Below are 21410 nucleotides of genomic sequence, written 5' to 3'. Positions count from 1 at the left end.
GTCGGGGTGAGGACGAGGTCGCCGCCTTTCAACCATTTAACCCGGGCGTAACGGTGTACGGGCGCGGGGGGTGTCATGGTCGCGGGCCGTGCGGCTCCTTCAGGTCTCCGGAATCATCGCGGTGCTCGCGGTCGGTTGTGTCGCTCCTGCGACGCAGCCGGCGGCGCCGCAGGAGCCGCCGTACACGCTGGCGGACGAGGGGCACATGCGCGTGCGCGCCGATCTGTGGCCGCGGCTGGCGACTGCCCGGGCGGAGCGCAGCGACGTCACCGCGGAGATCGAAGGGGTCGGGCACCTCGAGTTCGCGCCCGACGCGGCGTACGCGGTGCGGGTGCCGTTCCCGGCCTACGTCGAGGCGGTGCACGTGGCCGCGGGGGCGCAGGTGCGGACGAACGAGCCGCTGGCGACGCTGCGCAGCGGCGAGGTGGCGCGGCTGCGCAGCGAGGTGCGACGGCTGACCGCGACGCTGTCGGCGCAACGCGACGCGGTGACGCGTTTTAAAGTTGGTCACGCAGGGGGCCGCGTCGCCGCGCGAGCTGGTCGAGGCGGAGGCGGGGCTGGCGGCCGGCGAGGCGGAGCTCCGCGGGGTGCGCGAGAGCCTGCGGGCGGTCCAGGCCGACCACCAGGGCGCGGACCGCTTCATCCTGCGCGCGAGCGCCGACGGGCAGGTGCTGCTGCGCACCCTCGACCCGGGCGAGCGCGTCACCCCTGAGGACGACGACCCGGCGTTCTTGATCGGCGACGCGGTGCGGCTGATCGCCACCGCGGCGTTCCCCGAGCACGAGGCGGCGGCGGTGCGCGAGGGGGCCGATTGCACGTTCTCGGTGCCGGCGCTCGGGGCGGAGCGGTTCGCCGGCAGGCTGGTGCAGGTGGTGCAGACGCTCGACCGGGCGACCCGCACCGCGGTGGCGGTGTGCATGCCGAAGGCCCCCGACCCGCGGCTGCGCGGGCAGATGGCGGTGCGCGTGCGGGCGACGGTGCGCGGCGACGAGACGCTGGTGGTGCCGCGCAGCGCGGTGCTGCTGCGCCGCGACGCGCTGGTGGTGTTCGTGGTCCGCGGCGAGCGGCTGCTCGAGCGCCGCACGGTCGCGCTCGGGGCCCGCTTCGGCGAGAAGGTGCAGATCGTCGACGGCCTGACGCCGGGCGACGAGGTCGTGGTGCAGCAGGCCGTGCTGCTCGACGGCGAGCTGGACCGCCTGCTGTGAGGCCCGCATGTTCGCCGCGCTGAGCTGCTTCGCCGTCCGCCGCTGGCCGCTGGTGCTGGCCGGGGCGATGATGCTGGCGCTGTACGGGTGGACGGCGCTGCGCGAGCTGCCGATCGAGGCGTTCCCGGACGTGACCGACCCGATGGTCGAGGTGGTGGGGATCTACCCCGGCCAGGCGGCAGAGGAGGTCGAGCGCCGGGTGACGCTGGAGCTCGAGCGAGCGTTCGCCGGCACGCCGCACCTGATCGACCTGCGCTCGGTGTCGGTGTTCGGGCTGTCGCTGGTGACGCTGACGTTCGCCGAGGGCACGTCGGACTTCGAGCTGCGCACTCTGGTGGCGGACCGCCTGCGCGGGGCGGAGCTGCCGGCCGGCGCGGAGGCGGAGATGGGGCCGCAGGCGACGCCGGTCGGCCAGATCTACCGCTACACGCTGCGCGGCGATCGCAGCCTCCGCGAGCTGCGGGCGCTGCAGGACTTCGTGGTCGAGCGGCGCCTGCGGGCGGTGCCGGGGGTCGCGGACGTGGTGACGTTCGGCGGGTTCGAGCGCCAGTTCCAGGTCCGCATCGACCCGGCGCGCCTGGCCGCCGCGGACGTGTCGGTGGCCGAGGTCCACGACGCTCTGGCCCGCAGCAACGCCAACGCCGGCGGCGGCTACGTCGGCATCGGCGCGCAGGAGTTCGTGGTCCGCGGCCTGGGGGCGATCGATTCGCCGACCGAGCTCGGCCTGGCGGTGGTGCGCGAGCAGGGCGGGGTGCCGGTGCGCGTGCAGGACGTGGCGACGCTGGTCGAGGGCTCGACGCCGCGGCGCGGGAGCGTGGGTCGCGGGGCGGTCGACGAGGTGGTCGAGGGGATCGTGCTGCTGCGCCGCGGGGAGAACCCGAGCGTGGTGCTGGGGGCCTTGCACGCGCGGGTCGACGAGCTCAATAGCGAGGTGCTGCCGCAGGACGTCCGCATCGACACGTTCTACGACCGCACGAACCTGGTCGAGGCGACGCTCGGGACCGTCGGCAAGAACCTGCTCGAGGGCGCGCTGCTGGTCCTGGCGGTCGTTTACCTGTTCCTTCGGACATGGCGCGGGGTGCTCATCATCGCGGTGGTGGTGCCGCTGTCGATGCTGACCGCGTTCATCGGCCTGCGCTGGATGGGGCTGCCGGCCAACCTGATCTCGCTCGGCGCGATCGACTTCGGGATCCTGGTCGACGGGGCGATCGTGCTGCTCGAGGCGACGCTGCACGCGATCCACCACCAGCCGAAGGGCGAGCGGGCCGCGGTGATCGAGGCCGCGGCCGGCGGGGTGGCCCGCGCGGTGGCGCTGGCGCTGCTCATCATCATCGCCGCGTTGATCCCGATCTTCACGCTCGAGCGGGTCGAGGGCCGCATCTTCGCGCCGATGGCCTACACCTACGGGTTCGCGCTGCTCGGCGCGCTGCTGTCGGCGGCGCTGGTGGTGCCGGCGCTCGAGCGGGCGCTGCTGCGCGGGCGAGTCGACGGGGCGCCGCCGCGGTGGATCTCGGCGCTCGCGCGGGTCTACGGGGCAGGACTCGGCCGGCTGCTGCGACTGCGCCGGGCCGCGCTGGCGCTGCTGCTGGGGCTGACCGTCGGCCTCGGGCTGTACGCCCGCGGGATCGGCAGCGAGTTCCTGCCGGAGCTCAACGAGGGCGGGTTCTACGTGACGGCGGTGTTCCCCTCGACGATCGCGCTCGACGAGACGCGCCGCCACGTCACCGAGATGCGCGCGGCGATGCTGGGGCTGCCGGAGGTCACCGACGTGCTGACGCACATCGGCCGGCCCGAGGACGCGACCCAGGCCGAGGGGCCCAACAACGCCGAGTTCTTCGTCAACCTGGCGCCCGAGTCGCAGTGGCGCCGCGGGCGTCGCGCCGCAGCCTCGAGGCCGAGCTGCGCGCGCACCTGGCCGACCTGCCGGGGGTCGAGCTCAACTTCTCGCAGCCGATCACCGACCGCGTGTTCGAGACGATCTCGGGCATCATCGGTCAGGTCGTGCTCAAGGTCCGCGGCCAGGACCTGGCGGCGATGACGACGGCCGCGGACGCGTTGCGCGAGCGCCTGTCCGCGGTGCCGGGGGTGGCCGACCTGGCGCTGTACCAGGCCGGCAGCGTGCCGCAGCTGCGCATCGAGCTCGACCGCGAGGCGCTGGCCCGCCGCGGGCTGGCGGTCGAAGACGTGCAGACGACGATCCGCGTGGCGCTCGGCAGCGCGGTGGCGACGGAGGTGTGGGACGGCGAGCGGCGCCACGGGGTGGCCCTGCGCCTGCCGGACGACGTGCGCGCCGACCCGGCGGCGCTGCGCCGGCTGGTGGTGTCGGAGCCGGACCGCGGGGTGACGCTCGGCGAGGTGGCGACGATCTCGCTCGGGCCGGGGCGCGCGGCGATCTGGCGCGAAGACTTCACGCGCTTCGTGGCGGTCAAGTTCAACGTCCGCGGCCGCGACCTCGGCAGCACGGTGAAGGAGGCGCAGGCGGCGGTCGGCGAGGTGCCCCTGGGCGAGGGCCTGCAGCTGGTGTGGAGCGGCGAGTTCAAGAATCAGGACCGGGCGATGCGCCGGCTGGCGCTGTCGTTCCCGGCCGCGCTGGCGGCGATCCTCGGGATCCTGTTCCTCAACTTCGGCCGCCTGCGCCCGACGTTGATCATCGCGGCGTTCCTGCCGCTGGCGTGCTTCGGCGCGGTCGCGGGGCTGCGCCTGGCGGGCGAGCTGTTCTCGGTCAGCAGCGCGGTCGGCTGCATCGCGCTGCTCGGGCAGGTGGTGCTGTCGGGGGTGGTGCTGTGCGGGGCGATCGATCGCGCGGCGGCGGAGGACCGCGGCTCGGCGGCGATCGAGGGGCCGCGCGCGGCCCTGCGCCCGGTCCTGCTGACGACGGCGCTGGCGCTGCTCGGGCTGGTGCCGGCTGCCCTCAGCCACGCGATGGGCAGCGAGACGCAGCGGCCGTTCGCGATCGCAATCGTGTCGGGGCTGCTGGTGGCGACGCCGGTGATGCTGGTGCTGCTGCCGCTGCTGTATCGCGGCGATGCGCGGCGCGAAGGAGGCGAGCCGTGATCGCGTGGGTGGTGACGCCGGTGGCGATCGCGGGCGCGCCGCGGCGCGGAGGAGGCGAGCCGTGATCGGGTGGGTGGTGACGCCGGTGGCGATCGCGGACGCGCCGCGGCGCGGAGGAGGCGAGCCGTGCTCGCGTGGGTGGTGACGCCGGTGGCGATCGCGGGCGCGCCGCGGCGCGAAGGAGGCGAGCCGTGATCGCGTGGGTGCTGGGGGCGTGGCTGGCGACGCCGGTGGCGGTCGCGGAGGCGCCGCGGGGCGAGGCGGTCGAGGGGCGGGCGCTCGCGGTCCGGAGCGCGGCGAGGGACTTGGCGCGCGTCGAGCCGGTCGCGGTCGAGGAGGCGCCGCGGGGCGAGACGGTCGAGGCTCGCGCGCGGGCGGACGTGAGGGAGCCGGGGTTCAGCCTGGCGCAGGCGGTCGCGGCGATGCGCGAGGGCCATCCGCTGCGCGACTACGCGTCGGCGCGGGTCGACGCGGCGGCGGCGACCCGCGTGGCGGCGCGCCTGTGGGAGAACCCGGTCGTCAACGCCGACTACTTCCTCGGCGTGCGCTCGACGTCGTACGACCGCGTCGGCGCGTTCGTGGTCGGGGTGGGTCAATGGCTGCCGCTGAGCGGGGCCCCGCGCGCGCGGCGAGGCGGCGCGGCACGAGCAGCGGGCGGTCGAGGCCGACAGCCAGCGGCTGCTGCGAGGGCTCGAGCTCGAGGTCGAGCGGGCGATGATCGGCCTGGCCGGCGCGCGCCAGGCGGTGGAGATCCACGGCGACGCGCTCGAGGACCTGCGAGAGAGCGAGCGCATCGTCGCCACGCGGGTGGCGGGCGGGGTGACGCCGAAGTACGACGCGACCCGGATCGCGCTCGAGGTGATGGCGGTCGAGGCGGAGATGCGCAGCGCCGAGGCGGGCGTGACGGAGGCGCGCGGCGAGCTCGACGTGGCGGTCGGGCCGCTGGCGCCGCGGCTGCACGGGGCGCCGCAGATCGATCTGTTCACGCGGCCCGAGCTGGACGGCTACGAGGAGCTGCGCGCGCGCATGCTGGCGGAGCGGCCCGATCTGGCGGCGGCGCAGGCCCGCGTGGCGGGGGCGCGCGCGGGGGTGAAGGTGGCCCGCCGCGAGGTGTTCCCGGGCATCGGCCTGCGGGTGGCGGCGGGCTTCGGCCAGGGTCCGGGGCAGGTCGACGTCGGCGGGGGCGTGTCGATCCCGCTGCCGATCCTGTCGCGCGGGCAAGGCTTCATCGACCGCGCGCGGGCGGAGGTGCGCGCGGCCGACAGCGCGGCGCGGACGATGGTGCTGGCGGCGGAACAGCGGCTGCAGGCGACGCACGCGGTGGCGCGCGAGCGCCACGAGGTGTCGCTGCGCCACGTGGAGATGAGCCGCGGGGCCGCGGACGCGCTGCAGCTGCAGGCCCAGGCCGGCTATCAGAACGGTCGCCTGAGCGCGTTCGAACTGGTGGACGCGAGCCTCAGCGTCCGCGACATGCGGCTGCGCGACCTGCAACGGCAGTGGCCGCGCGCCTGGCGGAGCTCGAGGTCCGGCGCGTGGTCGAGGTCGGCGAGTTTGACTGAGGAGTGACTGACGTGATGATCAGGCGTGAATGTGGGGTGGCCACATTCACGAGCGGGGCCTGGTAATCAGAGGTGTCGTGATTCGCGTCAGGACCGGAGGGCCAGCTCGAGCGCGTCCTGCAGGGTCGCCACGGTCGTCAACGACTGCGCCTCGAGGCCGAGCTTGACGATCAGCGTCGCCACCAGCGGCGAGATGCCCGAGAGCACGCAGCGGCAGCCGAGCAGGCCGATGGCGCGGCTGGTCCGCAGCAGCGACTCGACGGTGGCGGTGTCGATCTCGAGCAGGCCGGTGAGGTCGAGGATGGCGGTGCGGGCGCCGGAGCGCGAGATCGCCGACAGCAAGTCCTCGGTCATGCGGGCGGCGCGGTCGCCGTGCAGGCCGCCGAGCACCGGCACCGCCAGCACCCCGCGGCCGACCTGCAGGACCGGGCTGCCGATGCGCTCGATCACCTGCTCCTGGGCCTGCAGGCGCGACATCTGCTCGACCTGGTCGGTGATGTCCATGATGTAGCCGAAGTAGTGGGTGATCTCGCCGCGGTCGTCGCGGAGGATCACGGTGTAATCGGCGATCCACAGCGCGCGGCCGTCGGCGCGCAGCAGGCGGTACGGCTGGTGGACGAACCACGAGGCGCCGGCCTTGCTGCTCGTGGTCACCTCCTCGAACACGCGCGGGAGGTCGGCCTCGTGGATGAGCGAGGCGTAGGAGCGGCGGCCGCTGGCGATCTCCTCGAGCGGATAGCCGGTGAGGGTGGCGACGTTGGGCGAGACGTACTCGATCGGCCAGCCCTCGCGGTTCTGCCAGCGGAACACCACGACCGGCCCGACCGCGAACAACAGCCGCTCCTGCAGGCGGGCGTCGGAGGCGCGGATCAGCCGGTTGACCTCGCGCTCGAGCTCGCCGAGAGCGTCGTCACCCGGGCTGCGATCGGCTCCGGGACGCCGGCGTCGGCGATGCCGCGCACGCGGCGGACGAGCTCGTGGATCCGCGAGTCGACATCCGACATTCTGCGGACAGTAAACGATGTTATGGCGGGGGACAAGCGCTCGCCGGCCCCCGCGAGCGCTGATTGCATGGGATTTTTTGGGCCGACGGCGGAGGGGCCGGGAATCATCGCACCAGGCGCCAATCCTCGCGAGGCGAGGCGGGGCGCGGCGCCCGCCGCGGCGGGTCGCAGTCCGCGGTCGGTGACGCCGGCGCGACCGACACGACGCATGCTTCCGGTGGTCGGAGCGAGCGAGGCGGGTTGTGGCGCGAGCGGGGGCGATGTGTCCCAAACAGACCGCAATGACTACTGGTCAGCGACTGCGGTGTCGCGGGAGCCGATCTGTCTTCCGGGGCGCGAAGTATGAACATATCCGGGCAATGGCGGTATCGCCGCCAATGCGCGGAGCGTGACGCGCCGGGCGCCGAATTCGCGGCGACCGCCTTTGTGGAGATTCCGCGAGCGGCGAGGAGCGTCCACCATCGCCGCGAGGTCCTTTGGCGGAACAGGGCGATCCTACATTGCAGTTGCAACGGGCGCAGGAGGAGATCGAGGCGCTCCGCCGGCGATTGGCGGAGGTCGAGGTGGCGGCCCGACGCTACCGGGCGCTGGTCGACTCGAGCGCGGTGAGCGTCCAGGTCTATCGCGGCGACGGCACCAGCGACGCGGTCAACGGCGCGTACGAGCAGCTGTGGCGGGTGACCGCCGCCGAGGTGGCGGCGTACAACGTGCTCGCGGACCCGCAGGTGCGGGCGCACGGGATCATGCCGCTGGTCGAGCGGGTGTTCCACGAGGGGCGCTCGGCGCAGATGCCGTCGATCCGCTACGACCCGCAGAAGAACGAGAGCGTGGCCGCAGGCCAGGCGGCGTGGGTGGCCTCGGCGATGTCGCCGGTGGTGCGCGTGGACGGGACGGTCGAGGAGGTGGTGCATATCCACCTGCACGTCGGCGAGCTCAAGCAGACCGAGGAGGAGCTGCGCGAGCACAACCGCCGGCTCGAGGAGGCGGTGCAGGCGCGCACCGCCGAATTGGCGAGCAAGCTGCGGCTGATCGAATCGCAGCAGGAGGTGATCCGCGAGCTCTCGACGCCGATCATCGAGGTGTGGGACGGGGTGATCACGCTGCCGATCGTGGGCCTGGTCGACAGCGTCCGCACGGCGGAGATCATGGACAGCCTGCTGCAGGCGGTCGCGCGCACGCGGGCCCGCTTCGCCATCCTCGACCTCACCGGCGTGGAGGTGGTCGACACCGGCACCGCGAGCCACCTGATCGGGATGATCCAGGCGATCCGCCTGCTCGGCGCGGAGGGCATCTTGACGGGCATCCACCCGTTGATCGCGCAGACGATCGTGGCGCTGGGCGTCGACCTGACGCGCGTGACGGTGCTGGCGCGCCTGCGCGACGCGCTGCAGCACTGCATCGCCAGGCAGGGCGAGCGCGGGCGCGGGCCAGTTTAGCCAGGTGCCAGGAAGTCTCGGCTGGACGACACAGAGCTGTCCTTGCAGACAGACGAGGCCCGGCGCGAGGACGGGCCTCGGCCGGCGTCGGTTCTGTCCTTTCGGACAGAACCGTCCCGCGTCGACGCGGGCTTCAGCCGGTCTCGACGGCGACGGCGGTAGCTTTCAAAGATCCTCGGCGGGGATCCACGGGGCGGAGGGCGCGTAGACGCCGGTGATCTCGAGGTCGACGCTGGCGGGCCGGCCGTCCTGGTCGACGTCGTGGAAGGTGACGGTGCCGGCGGCGCTGTCGGCGTAGGCGGGATCTTTGCGGAAGAACTGGTAGGGGTCGAAGCAATCGCCCAGGTCCTGGTGGACGAACACGACGCGGACGCCCCACTCGTCCGGCTGCTCGACGGGCTCGTACTTGGGGTCGTCGAGGCCGCCGTTGGCGAGCGCCTCGAGGATGAAGCCGCGGCACAGGCCGGCGTCGTCGTCCCGCTGGATGACGCGAATTTGCAGGCTGTTGCCGTCGACCCACCAGGCCTGCGTGTCCGGCTCGGCGGGGGCGCCGGTGGTGCCGGTGGTGGTGGTGTCACCGGTGGTGGTGGTGATGGTGGAGTCGCCGCCGGTGGTGGGGGCGTCGGTGGTGAGCGGCGTATCACCGCTGGTCGGCTCGGCGGTGGTGCTCGTGGTGGTGGTGGTGTCGGTGCTCGTGCCGGTCGACGCGTCGCCGGTGGAGGTCTGGCCGTCGGTGCCGGCGGCCTCGCTCGTGGCCGCGGTCGCGTCGGTGCTCGCGGCGGAGGTCTCGCTGGCATTCTCGGTGGTGGTGCCGGTGACGCCGCCGCAAGCGAGCAGGAGCGCGAATGGATACATGGCAGGTTCGACGCGTCGTCGCATCGCGCGGTGATAACTCGCGGCCCGTCGATTCGCCAGAGGCCGCGGCGGCGGGCCGGTGGGGGGCGAGGATGACAGTGCATATTCCTGCGCGGCGCGTCCGGCCGATGCGGAGGTCGAGCGCGCCCGGGTCAGGCGATCCTGCAGTGCCGTGATTGCATGGTGCGATGATTAGGGCGCGGGGCGAATCCACCGGGGCGTGGTGGGGCGGGTGAAGTCGCCGCCCGTGGGCCTGGGGCCTCAACGGCTGGGGGCGGGCGAGCGCGAGACGGCGCGGTGGAAGGCCGGCGGAGGTTCGCGCATGCTCGGTCATGCTCCAAACCTTCCCCGCCAGCGACGCCGTCCTCGTGCTCACTGCGGTGGGGCTGGTGCTCGGGGCCCTGGTGGGCCTGGTCGGGTTTCTGTGCGGGCGCGGCAGGGCGGCACTGTTCGTCCACTGCCTGTGCGCGGGGCCGCCGGCCGCGGGCCTCCTGCTCGTCGCGCACATGCTGACGTACGGGCTCACGCACCCGAAGTGGATCGTGGCGTTCACGATCGCGGGGGTCGCCTGGGCGCTGCACCCGTTCGCGGTCCCGCGGCTGTTCCCCGCCGGCAGCGGGCTGCACATTGGCTCGGGGCGCTGGTCAGCGCGGCGATCTACGTGCTGGTGCTGGCGGTGATCGCGGGGGTGGCGTTGCCGTAGGCGCGTCAGACAGCGCGGCGGCCGTGGTACACAGGGGGAGATGATGAAAACATTCGGCAAGCAGGCGTCGGGGTTGCGGCTCGAGCGGATGAGAGCGTCGCCGCGGTGGGAGGGCGAGGGTTTTAAAACCTCTACCCGGCGCTGCCCGACCTGCGCTCGGGGCCGATGCCGCGGATCGGCGAGCTGCTGTGCGGGCAGGGGCGCGTGCCGAAGGCGCCGCTGCCGGCGGTGGATCCGCGACCGGCGTGGGCCAGGCCGCCGGAGACGGGCTTTCGTGCGACGTGGCTCGGGCACTCGACGGTGCTGATCGAGATCGGCGGGGTCCGCATCCTGACCGACCCGGTGTGGGAGAGCGCGCGTCGCCGCTGGGGTTCGCGGGGCCGAAGCGGTTCCAGCCGATCCCCGTGCCGGTCGAGGCGCTGGCCGACGTCGACCTCGTGCTGATCTCCCACGATCACTACGACCACCTCGACTACCCCACGATCCAGGCGCTCGCGCGCACGCCGGTGCCGTTCGTCACGAGCCTCGGCGTCGGCGCGCACCTGGAAGCGTGGGGCGTGGCGGCGGACCGCATCACCGAGCTCGACTGGTGGGACAGCGTGCGCGTGGCGAACAGCGAGGTGCTGGTGACCGCGACGCCGTCGCAGCACTTCTCGGGCCGCGGGCCGGGCATGCGCAACACGACGCTGTGGTCGGGCTTCGCCGTCCGCAGCGCCGACCACTCGCTGTTCTTCAGCGGAGACACGGGGCTCACGGAGGAGTACGCGGACATCCGCGCGAAGCTGGGGCCGTTCGAGCTGGTGATGCTCGAGGTCGGTGCGTTCCACCCGGGGTGGGGCGACATGCACCTCGGGCCCGAGCGAGCGCTCACGGCGCTGGAGCTGCTCGGCGGCGGCAAGCTGCTGCCGGTCCACTGGGGCACGTTCAGCCTGGCGCTGCATCCGTGGGACGACCCGCCGGAGCAGCTGATGACGATGGCGCCGAAACGCGGGGCTCAGCTGGTGATGCCGCGGCTCGGCGAAGCGATCGAGCCGGGCCGGGTCGATCGCGTGAATCCGTGGTGGCGGGCGCTCGCGGGGCTCGAGCGCAGCGACGATGCGGTGGAGCCGTCGCTCGAGGAGCAGGACCCGGCGATCCAGTGGCCGCTCGACTGACGTGAGGCGCGGTCACGGCCTCGCGGCGCGCGTCGAAGCGGCCGGACCTGGCCACGGGTCCCAGAGCACCGCGAGGCCGCTCGGACGAGCTCGTGCAGGCGGGGCTCTGCGGGCCGACGGCGGCGAGTGAGGAGAGTCGGGGCGCGCCGCGAGCGGCCCGCGGCGCGCCGGTTGGGTCAGCGGCGCGGGCCGAGGCTCGTGCGGACCAGCATCTGTGAGAAACTCTCGAGGAACTCCTGCTTCGAGATGTTGTTGTCGCGGCTGGTGTCGCTCGAGCGGAGGAACTCGTGGATCTCCGCGTCGGCGTAGCCCATGGCGCGGAACTTCGCCTCGACCTCGGCGCGGTCGAGCTGGCCGTCGTTGTTGGCGTCGATCTCCTCGAACACCTGGGCCATCGAGTCGCGGAACATCGCCCGCGAGATGGCGCGCCGGAACTCGCGCTCGAGCATGTCGAGGAAGGTGTCGTCGCCGAAGTCGGTCAGCCACGGGTTCATCACCGTCGAGCGCAGGACCGTGATCGCGTGGCCCGGGCCCTCGACGCCGAGGCGGCGCTTGTAGCTGTCCATGAACTGCGCGCCGTAATGGGCGTCCTCGAAGTCGGTGGTGGTGACGAGCAGCGGGTGGCCGGACGGGTCCTCGCCGGGGCGCAGGCTCAGGACCTCGTAGACGGCCTTGTTGAGGCGGTTCGCCTGCGCCAGGCTGGTGTTCATGCGGCCGTCGGGGCGCTTGAAGTTGAAGGCGTAGGTGAGGATGTTGAGGTCGGGCCCGAGCTCGGCGAACAGGGCCATGGCCTCCTCGTCGGCGAGCAGCGCGTCGGGCTCGCGGCCGTCGATCCGGTGACGGATGAACTCGAGCTGCGCGGCGACGTCGCCGCCGTCGATCTCGGCCGGCAGGCGCGGCACGGGGACGACGACGAAGTTGTCCTCGGGGCGGGCCATGCACAGCAGGCGGGCGTAGACCCGGCGGCAGTTGAACAGGGCCTTGCGGTGGATGCTGCCGTAGCCGCTGCGGCTCGGGCGGATGACCTTGTGGGCCAGGAACACCGCGGCCACCGCGGCCCCGGGCTTCGAACCCTCGACGCCGTAGATGCCGACCGAGGGCTCGTCCTGGGCGTGCAGGATGTAGGGCGCCTTGAAGGTGAGGAGGTCGCGCATCGCCGCGTTGCGGTAGCAGAGGGCGCCGGCGGGGTAGGGGATGTAGCCCGACTTGTGCGGGTCGACGGTGACGGAGTCGGCCAGGTGCAGCACCGCGTACTGCGACGCGGTGTAGCGGCTGAAGTCGACCTCGGCGCGCGGCGAGGTCGGCTCGGGGCGCTTGCCGGGGAAGCTCTCGTCGTCGTCGCGGAGGATGCTGACGTGGTAGCCGCCCCACGCGGCGTCGGCGTGGACGGTGAACTCGAGGCCCTCGTCGCGCAGGCGGTCGCGCAGCTCGAGGATGTCGCGCAGCGGATCGACGGCGCTCTCCTCGGTGCTGCCGATCACGCCGACCACGGTGTAGACCGGCCGGCGCTCGGCCAGGCAGCTCCGCAAGATCCGCTCGAGATCGGGGATGCTCATGCGCGCGTTCTCGTCGAGCGGGACGTCGAGCACGTTGGCGGCGCCGAGGCCGAGGATCGCGGCTGCCTTGGGGAACGAGTAGTGCTTGGTCGCCGGGACCAGGACCACCGGCGGGTTGCGCAGCTCGCCGAGGTAGCGGCTGAAGAAGGTGTGCATGCCGAGGCTCTGCGGCGCGACCTTCGTCAGCGCGGCGTCGATGACGGCGGGCGAGATGCCGTACTCCGCGGTGAGGCGGGCCGGCAGGGCCAGGATGTCGTCACCCTGCAGGTTGCACAGCGACCAGGCGTCGAGCTCGCGCAGCAGGACCATGTCGCCGCCGCGGGTGCGCACGCGCAGGTCGCTCGCGGCGGCCAGCGTCGGGTCTTCCTTCAAGGCCGCCTGCATGGCGACCGGGTAGAGCTTGAGGTTGCGCGCCGACCACAGCGCCTCGATGTTGGCGACGGTGCCGCCGCTGGTGATGTGGCCCCACGGGCGCACGGCGCCGGCCTGGCAGGCGGCCTTGTCGGGCAGCGGGAAGCCGATCATGCGGCACAGGTCGTCGCCGACCAGCAGCTCCAAGATCGTGGTCGCGGTCGAGCCCTCGAAGGCGACGTTGTTGGGGTTGTAGAGCATCGCCGCGAAGTAGCCGAGCACGGCCGGCATCGCGGTGTCCCAGTTCATGTGCCCCTGATAGCGGGTGCTGAAGAACGGCATCGACTTCTTCAAGAAGCCGAGCAGCGAGCGGTAGCTGTCGGTCAACGTGCCCATCGCCTGCACGTATTCGGGCTGGCGCTTGACCGCCTCGGTGACGAGGGTCGGATCGCCGGGGTGGAAGTTGCGGCGCCAGAACGCCTGATCGCGGATCGCCTCGACGATCAGCCGCTCGAACTCCTCGGCGTTCTCGGCCTTGGAGCCCAAGAACCACGCCTCGGGCGACGAGGTGCCCGGGCCTTCGAGGTAGGGGATCTCCACTTGCTGAAGGAACTGTTCGACGGCGCCGGCGGAGACCTGGGGTCCCCGCTTTCGAGTGGGTCGATGAGTCATTGAGTCGCTCTCCTGGCAGGATCGAAAATGAGGTGGGCGGAGCTTCGCACAGTCCTCGCGGGCAAGGGTGCGCACACACGAGCCGGGGGCTCCGGGGCGACGTCTCGCGGCCGTCGCAGGCGCGATTTCGCGGCGCTCGTCGGGGTGTATCCTGGGCCGGCGAGCGACGCGGGACGCGCCGTCGCCGAGCGCCGAGGACCCATGACCTACGACGAGCGAACCCGCGGCTTCGACGGCCTTCACCTCGGCGACACGGTGCGCGCGCTGATGCCGTTCTGCGTGATCGCCGGGCTCGGGCGGGTGTTCCTGTTCATCGAGAATTACCGGCTGGACGCGCCCGGGTGGGTCTATTTCGTGAGCGTGGTGCTGGCGCTGGGCGTCAGTGGGGCGCGGATGGTCCGACTCGAGGCGCTGCGCCCCGGCGATCCGCAGCTCCTCGTCACGCGCACGCGCGAGGTCGGGCCGGTGGGCGAGCTGGTGATCGCCGGCTTCGGCGCGTTCCTGCTGTGGGCCGGGCTGTTCGCGGTGATCCTCACCGGCTCGACCCAGATCTGGGGCGGCGTGCCGAGCGACAAGTCGATCAGCATGCCCGAAGTGGTGCTGGCGACGGTGATGTTCGCGCTGCCGGGCTTCTTCATGGTGTACTGGCGGCCGATGTTCGTCGTCGACCTGAAGGCGAAGACGATCCGCCGCTACCCGTTCGGGCGCGCGCTGGGGCTGGCGCGCAGCTTCGCGGGCTCGGAGCTGCGGATCTTCTCGGAGGGGTACTGGATCACGAACACCCGCCACCGGCTCGGCGACATGATCCGCGGGAAGGTCGGCCATTCCACGTTCGAGCTCGAGCTCGTGCACGGGAACCTCGGCGAGGCATACGTGGCCGAGCGCGTGGCGTGGTGGGCCCGGGCCTTCGACGCGCGGGTGGCGACCGAGGCCGAGTGCGCGTGAGGACGAGGCGCGTCACTGGCTCAACCGGAGAGTGACGGGGAAGCTCCAGAACGTGCCGAACTGGGGGTCGAGGTCGGGAACGCCGACGGCCTCGACGCCCGGCCAGTTGGCGAGCTCTCGTCGCAGGGCGCCGAGCGGGTCGTCCTCGCTGCCGAACGGCGGCTGATTCCAGGGCGTTACCACCACGACGAGCACGCGCTCGCCCCGGCCGCGCGGCTCCGCGGGTTTCGGATCGGTGACGAACAGGCTCGCCCATTCGCGCTCGACGGGGTCTTCGTAGCCCGCTCGCTCCATGTGTTCGGCGAGGCGCCATGTGTCCTCGAGTCGCTCGACGGCGCGGCGAAACTCGTCGACGGTCATCACGGCCTTCTTCACCGGCCGACGATATCACGGCAATGACGGGAGGGGTCGCCACGAGCGAGGGCTCGCGGAATGCAGCGAGGTTCGGCGGCCTCGTCCCAGGCTGCGAGCCCCGGGGAGAAACATGTCGTCAGACGCCGTCGCCGGCACAGTCCGTGAGGAGGCAGGGCAACGCGAGGGCGCAATTGGCGAAGGCCCCCAGGCTGGCGAGGGGGGCCACGGGGAACCAGAGGGCGCCGAGGCAGACGACGAAGGCCGCGCCGCACTTTTGCACGGCGTCCTTGGAGTCGGCGTCGACCCTGGGGAGCGGGCGCGGCGAAGGCCTCGCAAGCGCGAGGAGCTGGCCGCCCGCGGGCGCAGCCGGGTCGCTGGCCTGGAGGTCCGCTGCCGCGGAGCCGAGCACGTCCTGAGCGGCCCCACACGGCGCTGGGCCGTCGTCGCCGGACCAGGCGCTCGCCATGAGGGTGGGCGCCGCGGCGAGTGAGAGGAGCAGGGGCGTGAGGACGGCGGCAGGGCGCATGCCTCTCCATGCCTCGTCCGAGCGAACGCTCGCCGCGCCGCGAGCGAATGGCAGCCGCAGCCGCGCCGCGCCCTGCAGGAGGCAAGGGCTCGCGCGCAGGCGGGGGCCGCGGCCGGGCCCGGCGGGCGGACGACGCTGCGACGCGGGGAGCCGGCTCGCGCGGGCTGGTCCTGTCGTTCAGCCGCTTCGAGCGGGGGACGGTGCGGAGATTCACGCTTGCGAAAGCGGAGGGCAGCTTGCGAGCGCAATCGATGCAGGCCGGGTGCCGGGTCGTGGCGCTTGCCGGGCAGTGCCTGGATGCATGCATCGGAGGATGGCGGCGAGGTCGAGGTTCCCGCTGCGAATCGAAGGATGAGCGGCTGTCGCGGGCGAAATCGATGCAGTCCGTCAGTCCTGCCGGCGGTGTCGAGATTCCTGCTGTGAGTCGAATGATGATGCGAGCGGGCGCTCGCGTCAGAGGCCACGCGAGCCGAGCGCCGCTCGTTTGGAGCCACCATCCCGGATCGAGCCGACCCGCACGTGCCGTGAGTCGATGCGGTCCGTCAGTCCTGCCGGCGATGTCGAGATTCCTGCTGTGAGGCGAATGATGAGCGGCAGTCGCGGGTGAGTCGATGCGGTCCGTCAGTCCTGCCGGCCGTGTCGAGATTGCCGCTGCGAATCGAAGGATGAGCGGCTGTTGCGAGTGAATAAATGCAATCCGTCAGCCTGTCGGCGGTGTCGAGATTGTCGCTGCGAATCGAAGGATGAGCGGCTGTCGCGAGCGAAGTCGATGCGGTCCATCACTCCTGCCGGTACCACCTGCGAATCGAGGATGACCGGCTGCTGGGAGCGCGAGCCGTGGAAGGCCGGACGACAGCCGGGTCACTGGCACGACGCCCGCGGGGGCTGGCGATTCGTCGGCTGTCACGTCCGCGCCGTCGCGCTGCGCGGGGGCTGCAGTCGAGGCTGCTCGCGGCGCGGACAGATCGCGCGCGTGAAGGCGCCCGTGGCCGCTTGCGGGCGTAAATGGCGGGCCGTTACAATCGCGTCGGTGCTCGCGCCGGGCCTCGTGATGTCGTCGCTGCTGGGGTCCGCCCCGGCCGTGGCGTGGGAGGCCCCGCCGGAGTGTCCGACGGCCGCGGAGGTGCGCGCGCGGCTGCAGGCGACCGTGGCCGACGTGCCGCGGGCGGGGGTGAGCGAGTTTCGGGCGCGGGTCACCCGGGTCGACGCGCAGACGTGGCGGATGACGACGGCGACGCGCGGGGAGTTCGGGACGACCGAGCGGCCTGCGGTCGACGCCGGCCGCTGCGCCGAGCTGGCCGACGACTTCATCCACTACGCCGACACGGTGTGGCGCACGTGGGCGCTCGACGAGCCGCCGCCGCGCCGGCTCGGCGTGCACGTGCGCGTGGCCGGGCAGGTCGGGGTCGGGCTGCTGCCGCGCGGAGGCTTCGGCGGCGGGCAGGTGGTGCTCGGGCTGGTGTGGCAGCGCGCCCGCCTCGAGGTCGGGCTCGCGGCCGACGGGGTCGAGGGCCTGCAGCTGCGCCCGGCGAACCCGGCGTTCCGCTCCGACTGGGCCCGCGGGACGCTGCTGGTGCGCGGCTGCGGGGTGGTGGCGACCCGCAAGGTCGACGTGCTGCTGTGCGGCGGGGTCGAGGGCGGGGTGATGGCGAGCCGGGGCGGGGCGGCGTGGAGCCGCGCGTTCCCGAGCTTCAACGTCCACGCGGCCCCGGGGCTGGTGTGGTGGTTCCATCGCCGGGTGGGCCTGTGGCTGGGCGCCAGCGGCGGGCCCTTCCTGCCGCCGCTCGAGCCGCGCGGGGCCGGCGGGAGCTACGGGATCACCCGGTTTTTCTTCGCCGGCGGGCTCGGTCTCGAATTTCGTGCAAGCCCATGACGGAACGCCCGCCATCCGGGCAGCCCATGAGCCGACGTATGACCCGCGACCCGAAGTTCGCCGCCATCTACTCCGAGCACGCCGCGCACGTGTGGCGGCTCGCGCGTCACTTCGGGGTCCCGCCCGAGCAGCTTCACGACGTGGCGCAGGAGGTGTGGGTGTCGGTGTTTCGCCAGCTGGAGAGCCTGGACCTGTCGCGCCCGCTGAAGCCGTGGCTCACCGCGGTGGTGTGGAACCACGTCCGCCACCTGCGCCGCGGCTACGCCCGCCACATGCGCAAGGCGCAGGCGCTGACCGACGCCGAGGCGGTCCGCGGCGGGGGCGAGGAGCCGATGTCGCGCAGCGAGGCGGTGTGGACGCTGGAGATGCTGCTGAGCGAGCTGCCGGCGGACCAGCGCGAGGTGCTGCTGCTGTGCGACGGGGAGGGGCTGTCGGCGCCGGAGGTGTCGGAGGCGCTGGGGGCCCCGCTCAACACGGTCTATTCGCGGCTTCGCCTGGCGCGTCGCCGCTGTCAGGCGTTCGCGGCGACGCTCGGGGCCGCCGGCTGGGCGCTGCTGATCCAGCGCCACTGCGTGGAGCTGGGGCCGTCGCCCGGCGAGCTCGAGCGGCTCGGTACGGCGCTGGGGAGCCCGATGGCGGGCGCGCCGGCTGCGGTGGGCGCAGCGACGGGGCCGCGAAGCTGGCTGGGAGCGGCGGCGCTGGTGGCGAGCGTGGTGGCCGCAGGGGCGCTGGCGGCCGGGCTGTGGCAGATGCAGGAGTCGCGCGAGGCGGCGGCGGCCGAGCCCGCTGCCGGGGCTGAGTGGCGCCGCCGGTGGATGCGGAGGTGTTCGGGCGCGGGGCCGAGGCGCCGGGCGGTGCGGAGGTCGGGGCGGCTTCGGGGGCCGCGGAAGACGTGGGTGAGTCGGCGAGCGAGGCGGCCAGGGGCCTCGCAGGGGCTCCGGAGGCCAAGGCGGCGAGCGAGGCGGCCACGGGCCCCGCCGGGGTTCCGGAGGCTGGCGGGGCGGCGCTCGAGGAGGTCGCGCCTGCGGTGGTGCCCGCTCCGGCGCCGCGTCGCGCGACCCGGCGGCCGGCGGCTCCGCCCGCGAGTCCGCCGCCGCCGGTCGAGGACGCGGCGGCGTCGCGGCGCAACAGCCTGGCCGCGGAGCACCGGATCCTCGACGAGGCCAAGGCCGCGCTCGCTGCCGGCAACACGAGTCTGGCGCTGTCGCTGCTCGACGAGCACCGCCGCGACTTCCCGCGCAGTCCCAGCGCCGATATCCGCGATCTGATGCGGGTGCGGATCCTCTGCGGCAAGGGCAACGCGGCCGCGGCGAAGGCGGTGGCCGAGCAGTACCCGGGCGACCCGCAGTTCTCGGCGCTGATGCGCCGCTGTGATTGAGTGGAGGACGCGGTGCGAGGTTTTGATAGGATGGTCAATGGGACATGTGCGAATGAGCATGTCCCTGGGGGCATGTCGACATTGCGGGGCGGGCGCGTGTTCGCCGGTCTGTTCGACAGGACTTGGGTTCATGGGCATGTCCCATGTCAAAGTCATCGCCCCGGGCGGTTCGCGCGATCGCGGCGCTGCTCGGCGGAGAGAGGGCCGCGCGACCGCTTCGCCGGTGCTTCGGAGAATGTCTTGATGGACATGTCCGATGGGGCATGTTCATGACAGGGTCGCTCGGCCTGGTGGTGTCGGCGGTCCTGGCCTGCGCGCCGCAGGTCGTGCTCGTCGACAGCGACAGCGCGGCGAGCTCGACGGGCTTCACCGCGACGACGACGCCGACGACGACGACGACGGCGTCCGGGACGACGGTCGAGGTGACGACGACGAGCGACGGGACGACGACCGGGGACGGGGCGACGGCGCCGACGAGCACGACGGGGGCGCTCGTGTGTGAACCGCCGGTCGGCGAGCCGGGGGCGCTGGCGTCGCTGCTCCAGGCGACGGGAGCGGGCAAGCAGACGCTGCAGGCGGTGAGGGTCGACGGGGCGGGCAACACGTACGTGGCGGGCAACTTCACCAGCGAGCTGAATTTCGCCGGGGCGACGACGACGCTGGCCGGTGACCTGGCCGCGCCGTTCGTCGCCAAGTTCGACTGCGCCGGCGAGCTGTCGTGGCTGTCGGTGGGCGAGCCGGAGGCCGGCGCGACCGGCAACGCGCGGGCGCTGGCGGTCACAGACGAGGTGGTGTTCGTCGGCGGCTCGGTCACGGGGACGCTGGGGTTCCCGTCGGGGACGATCGCGGGCGGCCCCGGGGGAGCCTTCGTCGCCCGCTTCGAGGCGGCCAGCGGGGCGCTGGTGGCGGGCCACGTCCTCGCCGAGGGGGCCACGGCAGTGCATGCGCTCGCGCTCACGGACAGCTCGATCCACGCGGCGGGATCTTGCATCGACCCGGACGCGCCGGAGACCTTCGGCATCCTGCACGCGAGCTCGACCTCGAGCTCGAGGCCGCGGCGCCGCGGTGCCTCTACAGCCCGGCGGTGCCGCCGCCCGCGATGGGTCAGGCGCGAGTGACGACGTCGGCCCGGGCGGTGGCGGTCGCAGAAGACGGCGACGTGATCCTGGCCGGCCAGATCACGGGGCCGCTCGACGGCGGCGCAGTGCCGGTGGTCAGCGGCGACGCCGATGGCTTCGTCGCGCGCCTGCAGTCGCCGCTCGCCGCCGGGCCCGCGCTGTTCGACGACGGGTGGATCACCACGCTCGGCGACACCGAGCGCCGCGATCGCGCCAACGGGATGGCGCTGGCGGACAACGGCGACGTGATCGTGGTGGGCCTCGGCCACGGAAAATTCTTCCCGCAGGACCCACCCGGGTGCGAGGACACGTCGGGCGACCTCTACACCGCCTTCGTCACCCGCCTCGCGGCCGCCGACGGGTCCTGCGTCGCCCACGAGATGCTCGAGTCGAACGCGATGCAGTCGACCGAGGCGCACGCGGTGGCGGTGCGCGGGCAAAACGTCTACGTGCTCGGGCAGTTCGGCCGCTCGCTGGGGGTCGCAGGAGAGTCCATCGCCGAGGAAGCAGATGCGCCCTTCGGCATTCGCATGTTCTTGCTCGGCCTCGACGAGGACTTGCGGCTCGAGACTCACTTCTACAGCGAGCAGACGGCGCAAGACGTGTGCAGCGGCAATGAAGAGGCGCGCGCCCTCGGCTACGACCTCGCGGCGGGCGAGGACGTGGTGATGGCGGTGGCGGACGCGTGCGGCGACGGCGTGCAGCTGGCCGGGACGGCGATCCTCGACAGCGACGCCTTCCTCGCCGGCTTCGTGCCCGCGCCGTAGCGACGGCAGCGCGGCGAGAGCACGCGAGTTCGTCGGCGATCGAAAATCACGCCGACCGGAGCGAAAGCGCCGCCCTCCCGGCGAACGCCGAGGTCCTCTAAAAGATGAGGAGACTCCGGCGTGGACACGCCGGACATCGACCCAGGAGAGCAGATGCATCGCCTCATCCAAGCAATCTTCGCGGCGACGTTCGGGGGCGCATGCACCCCTTCGGCCCGCGTCGCGGTCCCCTCCGGGCACGACGGCCCCGAGCACGGGATGCATCACGGCGCCCACCACGGCTTCACGGACGCGGCCGCCTGGGCCGAGGTGTTGGACGCTCCGGACCGCGCGGCCTGGCAGCGCCCGGAGGAGGTGGTGCGGGCGCTGGAGCTGGAACCGACGATGCGCGTGGCCGACGTCGGCGCAGGCACCGGTTACTTCGCGGTGCGGCTGGCGCGAGCGGTGCCCGCGGGTGAGGTCCTCGCCACGGACGTCGAACCGGACATGGTGCGCTATTTGAATGAGCGCGCGCGCCGGGAGAAGCTGCCCAACCTGCGCGCGGTTCAATCGACCGCGACCACCTCGAGTCTCGCAGCCGCGAGCTTCGACCGGATCCTGGTGGTGCACGTGTGGCACCACCTCGACGAGCGCGAACGCCACGCCCGCGAGCTCGCCGCGGCGCTCCGGCCCGGCGGGAAATTGATGATCGTGGACTTCAGCCAGGCGGCGCATCGCGGGCCGCCGGCGCACATGCGCGTGCCGCCCGAGGTCGTGGTCGCGGAGCTGGCGAGCGCCGGCTTGAGCGCGAGCGTCTCGCCGGTGGCGCTGCCTGATCAGTACATCGTGGAGGCGCGCCGCGGTCCGTGAGCGCGGCGAGGCGCTGCCGCGAGCACGGCCCTCGGCTCCGGGGCGGACGCG

At 72.9% G+C, this 21410-nt stretch carries 18 protein-coding genes and 1 pseudogene; 13 read left to right on the top strand and 6 right to left on the bottom strand.

Features of this window, described 5'->3' with window-relative positions; all coding sequences use genetic code 11:
• The first annotated feature begins 503 nt into the window (after positions 1 to 503).
• From OV079_RS31435 to OV079_RS31420, 4 genes are all read left to right on the top strand, one after another.
• Positions 504 to 1205, top strand: coding sequence for an efflux RND transporter periplasmic adaptor subunit (locus OV079_RS31435; protein WP_267772777.1), 702 nt, complete (start codon positions 504 to 506; stop codon positions 1203 to 1205).
• Positions 1206 to 1212: 7 nt separating this feature from the next.
• Positions 1213 to 3243, top strand: coding sequence for an efflux RND transporter permease subunit (locus tag OV079_RS31430; RefSeq protein WP_267772776.1), 2031 nt, complete (start codon positions 1213 to 1215; stop codon positions 3241 to 3243).
• Complete coding sequence (locus tag OV079_RS31425; RefSeq protein WP_267778692.1) at positions 3126 to 4259, top strand: efflux RND transporter permease subunit; 1134 nt, start codon at positions 3126 to 3128, stop codon at positions 4257 to 4259. The genes OV079_RS31430 and OV079_RS31425 overlap by 118 nt, the downstream gene beginning before the upstream one ends.
• Positions 4260 to 4973: 714 nt before the next feature.
• Positions 4974 to 5825, top strand: coding sequence for a TolC family protein (locus OV079_RS31420; RefSeq protein ID WP_267772774.1), 852 nt, complete (start codon positions 4974 to 4976; stop codon positions 5823 to 5825).
• Positions 5826 to 5905: 80 nt separating this feature from the next.
• Here OV079_RS31420 and OV079_RS31415 read toward each other — a convergent pair whose 3' ends face one another.
• Positions 5906 to 6652, bottom strand: coding sequence for an STAS domain-containing protein (locus OV079_RS31415; protein WP_267772773.1), 747 nt, complete (start codon positions 6650 to 6652; stop codon positions 5906 to 5908).
• Positions 6653 to 6687: 35 nt separating this feature from the next.
• Entirely contained in the window at positions 6688 to 6822 is a 135-nt protein-coding gene (locus tag OV079_RS31410) for a hypothetical protein (protein WP_267772772.1), read from the bottom strand.
• Positions 6823 to 7328: 506 nt separating this feature from the next.
• Between OV079_RS31410 and OV079_RS31405 the strand changes: the two genes are divergently transcribed.
• A complete protein-coding gene (locus tag OV079_RS31405) occupies positions 7329 to 8258 on the top strand; it encodes an STAS domain-containing protein (RefSeq protein ID WP_267772771.1) in 930 nt (309 codons plus the stop codon).
• Between the two features lie 165 nt (positions 8259 to 8423).
• Here the strand turns inward: OV079_RS31405 and OV079_RS31400 are convergent, their stop codons facing one another.
• Positions 8424 to 9137 carry a hypothetical protein gene (locus OV079_RS31400; RefSeq protein WP_267772769.1) on the bottom strand — a complete coding sequence of 238 codons (714 nt, stop codon included), beginning with the start codon at positions 9135 to 9137 and terminating at the stop codon, positions 8424 to 8426.
• A 308-nt stretch (positions 9138 to 9445) separates the two neighbouring features.
• On the opposite strand from OV079_RS31400, the gene OV079_RS31395 reads away from it, so the two are divergent.
• Together OV079_RS31395 and OV079_RS31385 are read left to right on the top strand one after the other, a co-directional pair.
• The gene (locus OV079_RS31395) at positions 9446 to 9793 is read left to right on the top strand and encodes a hypothetical protein (protein WP_267772767.1); all 348 of its coding nucleotides are present in this window, start codon (positions 9446 to 9448) and stop codon (positions 9791 to 9793) included.
• 66 nt (positions 9794 to 9859) lie between these two features.
• A pseudogene (locus tag OV079_RS31385) lies at positions 9860 to 10970 on the top strand (MBL fold metallo-hydrolase).
• Between the two features lie 176 nt (positions 10971 to 11146).
• On the opposite strand, the gene OV079_RS31380 reads toward OV079_RS31385, so the two are convergent.
• Positions 11147 to 13477 carry a pyridoxal-dependent decarboxylase gene (locus tag OV079_RS31380; protein WP_267772762.1) on the bottom strand — a complete coding sequence of 777 codons (2331 nt, stop codon included), beginning with the start codon at positions 13475 to 13477 and terminating at the stop codon, positions 11147 to 11149.
• A 273-nt stretch (positions 13478 to 13750) separates the two neighbouring features.
• Between OV079_RS31380 and OV079_RS31375 the strand changes: the two genes are divergently transcribed.
• Positions 13751 to 14494 carry a hypothetical protein gene (locus tag OV079_RS31375; protein WP_267772761.1) on the top strand — a complete coding sequence of 248 codons (744 nt, stop codon included), beginning with the start codon at positions 13751 to 13753 and terminating at the stop codon, positions 14492 to 14494.
• Positions 14495 to 14506: 12 nt separating this feature from the next.
• Here OV079_RS31375 and OV079_RS31370 read toward each other — a convergent pair whose 3' ends face one another.
• A complete protein-coding gene (locus tag OV079_RS31370) occupies positions 14507 to 14854 on the bottom strand; it encodes a hypothetical protein (protein ID WP_267772760.1) in 348 nt (115 codons plus the stop codon).
• Between the two features lie 130 nt (positions 14855 to 14984).
• On the bottom strand, positions 14985 to 15374 hold the full coding sequence (locus tag OV079_RS31365) for a hypothetical protein (RefSeq protein WP_267772759.1): 390 nt from the start codon (positions 15372 to 15374) through the stop codon (positions 14985 to 14987).
• A 1030-nt stretch (positions 15375 to 16404) separates the two neighbouring features.
• Here OV079_RS31365 and OV079_RS31360 point away from each other — a divergent pair.
• The 5 genes from OV079_RS31360 (at position 16405) to OV079_RS31340 (ending at position 21359) form a co-directional block, all read left to right on the top strand.
• Complete coding sequence (locus OV079_RS31360) at positions 16405 to 17247, top strand: hypothetical protein (RefSeq protein ID WP_267772758.1); 843 nt, start codon at positions 16405 to 16407, stop codon at positions 17245 to 17247.
• Between the two features lie 26 nt (positions 17248 to 17273).
• A complete protein-coding gene (locus tag OV079_RS31355; RefSeq protein ID WP_267772757.1) occupies positions 17274 to 18515 on the top strand; it encodes an RNA polymerase sigma factor in 1242 nt (413 codons plus the stop codon).
• Positions 18516 to 18894: 379 nt separating this feature from the next.
• On the top strand, positions 18895 to 19743 hold the full coding sequence (locus tag OV079_RS31350; RefSeq protein WP_267772756.1) for a hypothetical protein: 849 nt from the start codon (positions 18895 to 18897) through the stop codon (positions 19741 to 19743).
• On the top strand, positions 19725 to 20510 hold the full coding sequence (locus OV079_RS31345; RefSeq protein WP_267772754.1) for a hypothetical protein: 786 nt from the start codon (positions 19725 to 19727) through the stop codon (positions 20508 to 20510). Before OV079_RS31350 ends, OV079_RS31345 begins: the two co-directional genes overlap by 19 nt.
• A gap of 120 nt (positions 20511 to 20630) precedes the next feature.
• Positions 20631 to 21359, top strand: a complete 729-nt coding sequence (locus OV079_RS31340) for a class I SAM-dependent methyltransferase (RefSeq protein WP_267772753.1) — start codon at positions 20631 to 20633, stop codon at positions 21357 to 21359.
• Positions 21360 to 21410: the final 51 nt, after the last annotated feature.

Origin of the sequence: Nannocystis pusilla, assembly GCF_026626665.1 — a bacterium.
Taxonomy (GTDB): Bacteria; Myxococcota_A; Polyangia; order Nannocystales; family Nannocystaceae; genus Nannocystis; species Nannocystis pusilla.
The sequence above is the reverse complement of the archived record's forward strand: the minus strand, read 5'-3'. Positions and strand labels throughout refer to the sequence as shown.

Excerpts from the sequence above, each read along its gene's own strand:
- OV079_RS31430 (WP_267772776.1), top strand. The coding sequence starts at position 1,213 with ATGTTCGCCGCGCTGAGCTGCTTCGCCGTCCGCCGCTGGCCGCTGGTG.
- OV079_RS31420 (WP_267772774.1), top strand. The coding sequence starts at position 4,974 with ATGATCGGCCTGGCCGGCGCGCGCCAGGCGGTGGAGATCCACGGCGAC.
- OV079_RS31410 (WP_267772772.1), bottom strand. The coding sequence starts at position 6,822 with ATGTCGGATGTCGACTCGCGGATCCACGAGCTCGTCCGCCGCGTGCGC.
- OV079_RS31400 (WP_267772769.1), bottom strand. The coding sequence starts at position 9,137 with ATGCGACGACGCGTCGAACCTGCCATGTATCCATTCGCGCTCCTGCTC.
- OV079_RS31395 (WP_267772767.1), top strand. The coding sequence starts at position 9,446 with ATGCTCCAAACCTTCCCCGCCAGCGACGCCGTCCTCGTGCTCACTGCG.
- OV079_RS31375 (WP_267772761.1), top strand. The coding sequence starts at position 13,751 with ATGACCTACGACGAGCGAACCCGCGGCTTCGACGGCCTTCACCTCGGC.
- OV079_RS31370 (WP_267772760.1), bottom strand. The coding sequence starts at position 14,854 with ATGACCGTCGACGAGTTTCGCCGCGCCGTCGAGCGACTCGAGGACACA.
- OV079_RS31365 (WP_267772759.1), bottom strand. The coding sequence starts at position 15,374 with ATGCGCCCTGCCGCCGTCCTCACGCCCCTGCTCCTCTCACTCGCCGCG.
- OV079_RS31355 (WP_267772757.1), top strand. The coding sequence starts at position 17,274 with ATGAGCCGACGTATGACCCGCGACCCGAAGTTCGCCGCCATCTACTCC.
- OV079_RS31350 (WP_267772756.1), top strand. The coding sequence starts at position 18,895 with ATGACAGGGTCGCTCGGCCTGGTGGTGTCGGCGGTCCTGGCCTGCGCG.
- OV079_RS31345 (WP_267772754.1), top strand. The coding sequence starts at position 19,725 with ATGGGTCAGGCGCGAGTGACGACGTCGGCCCGGGCGGTGGCGGTCGCA.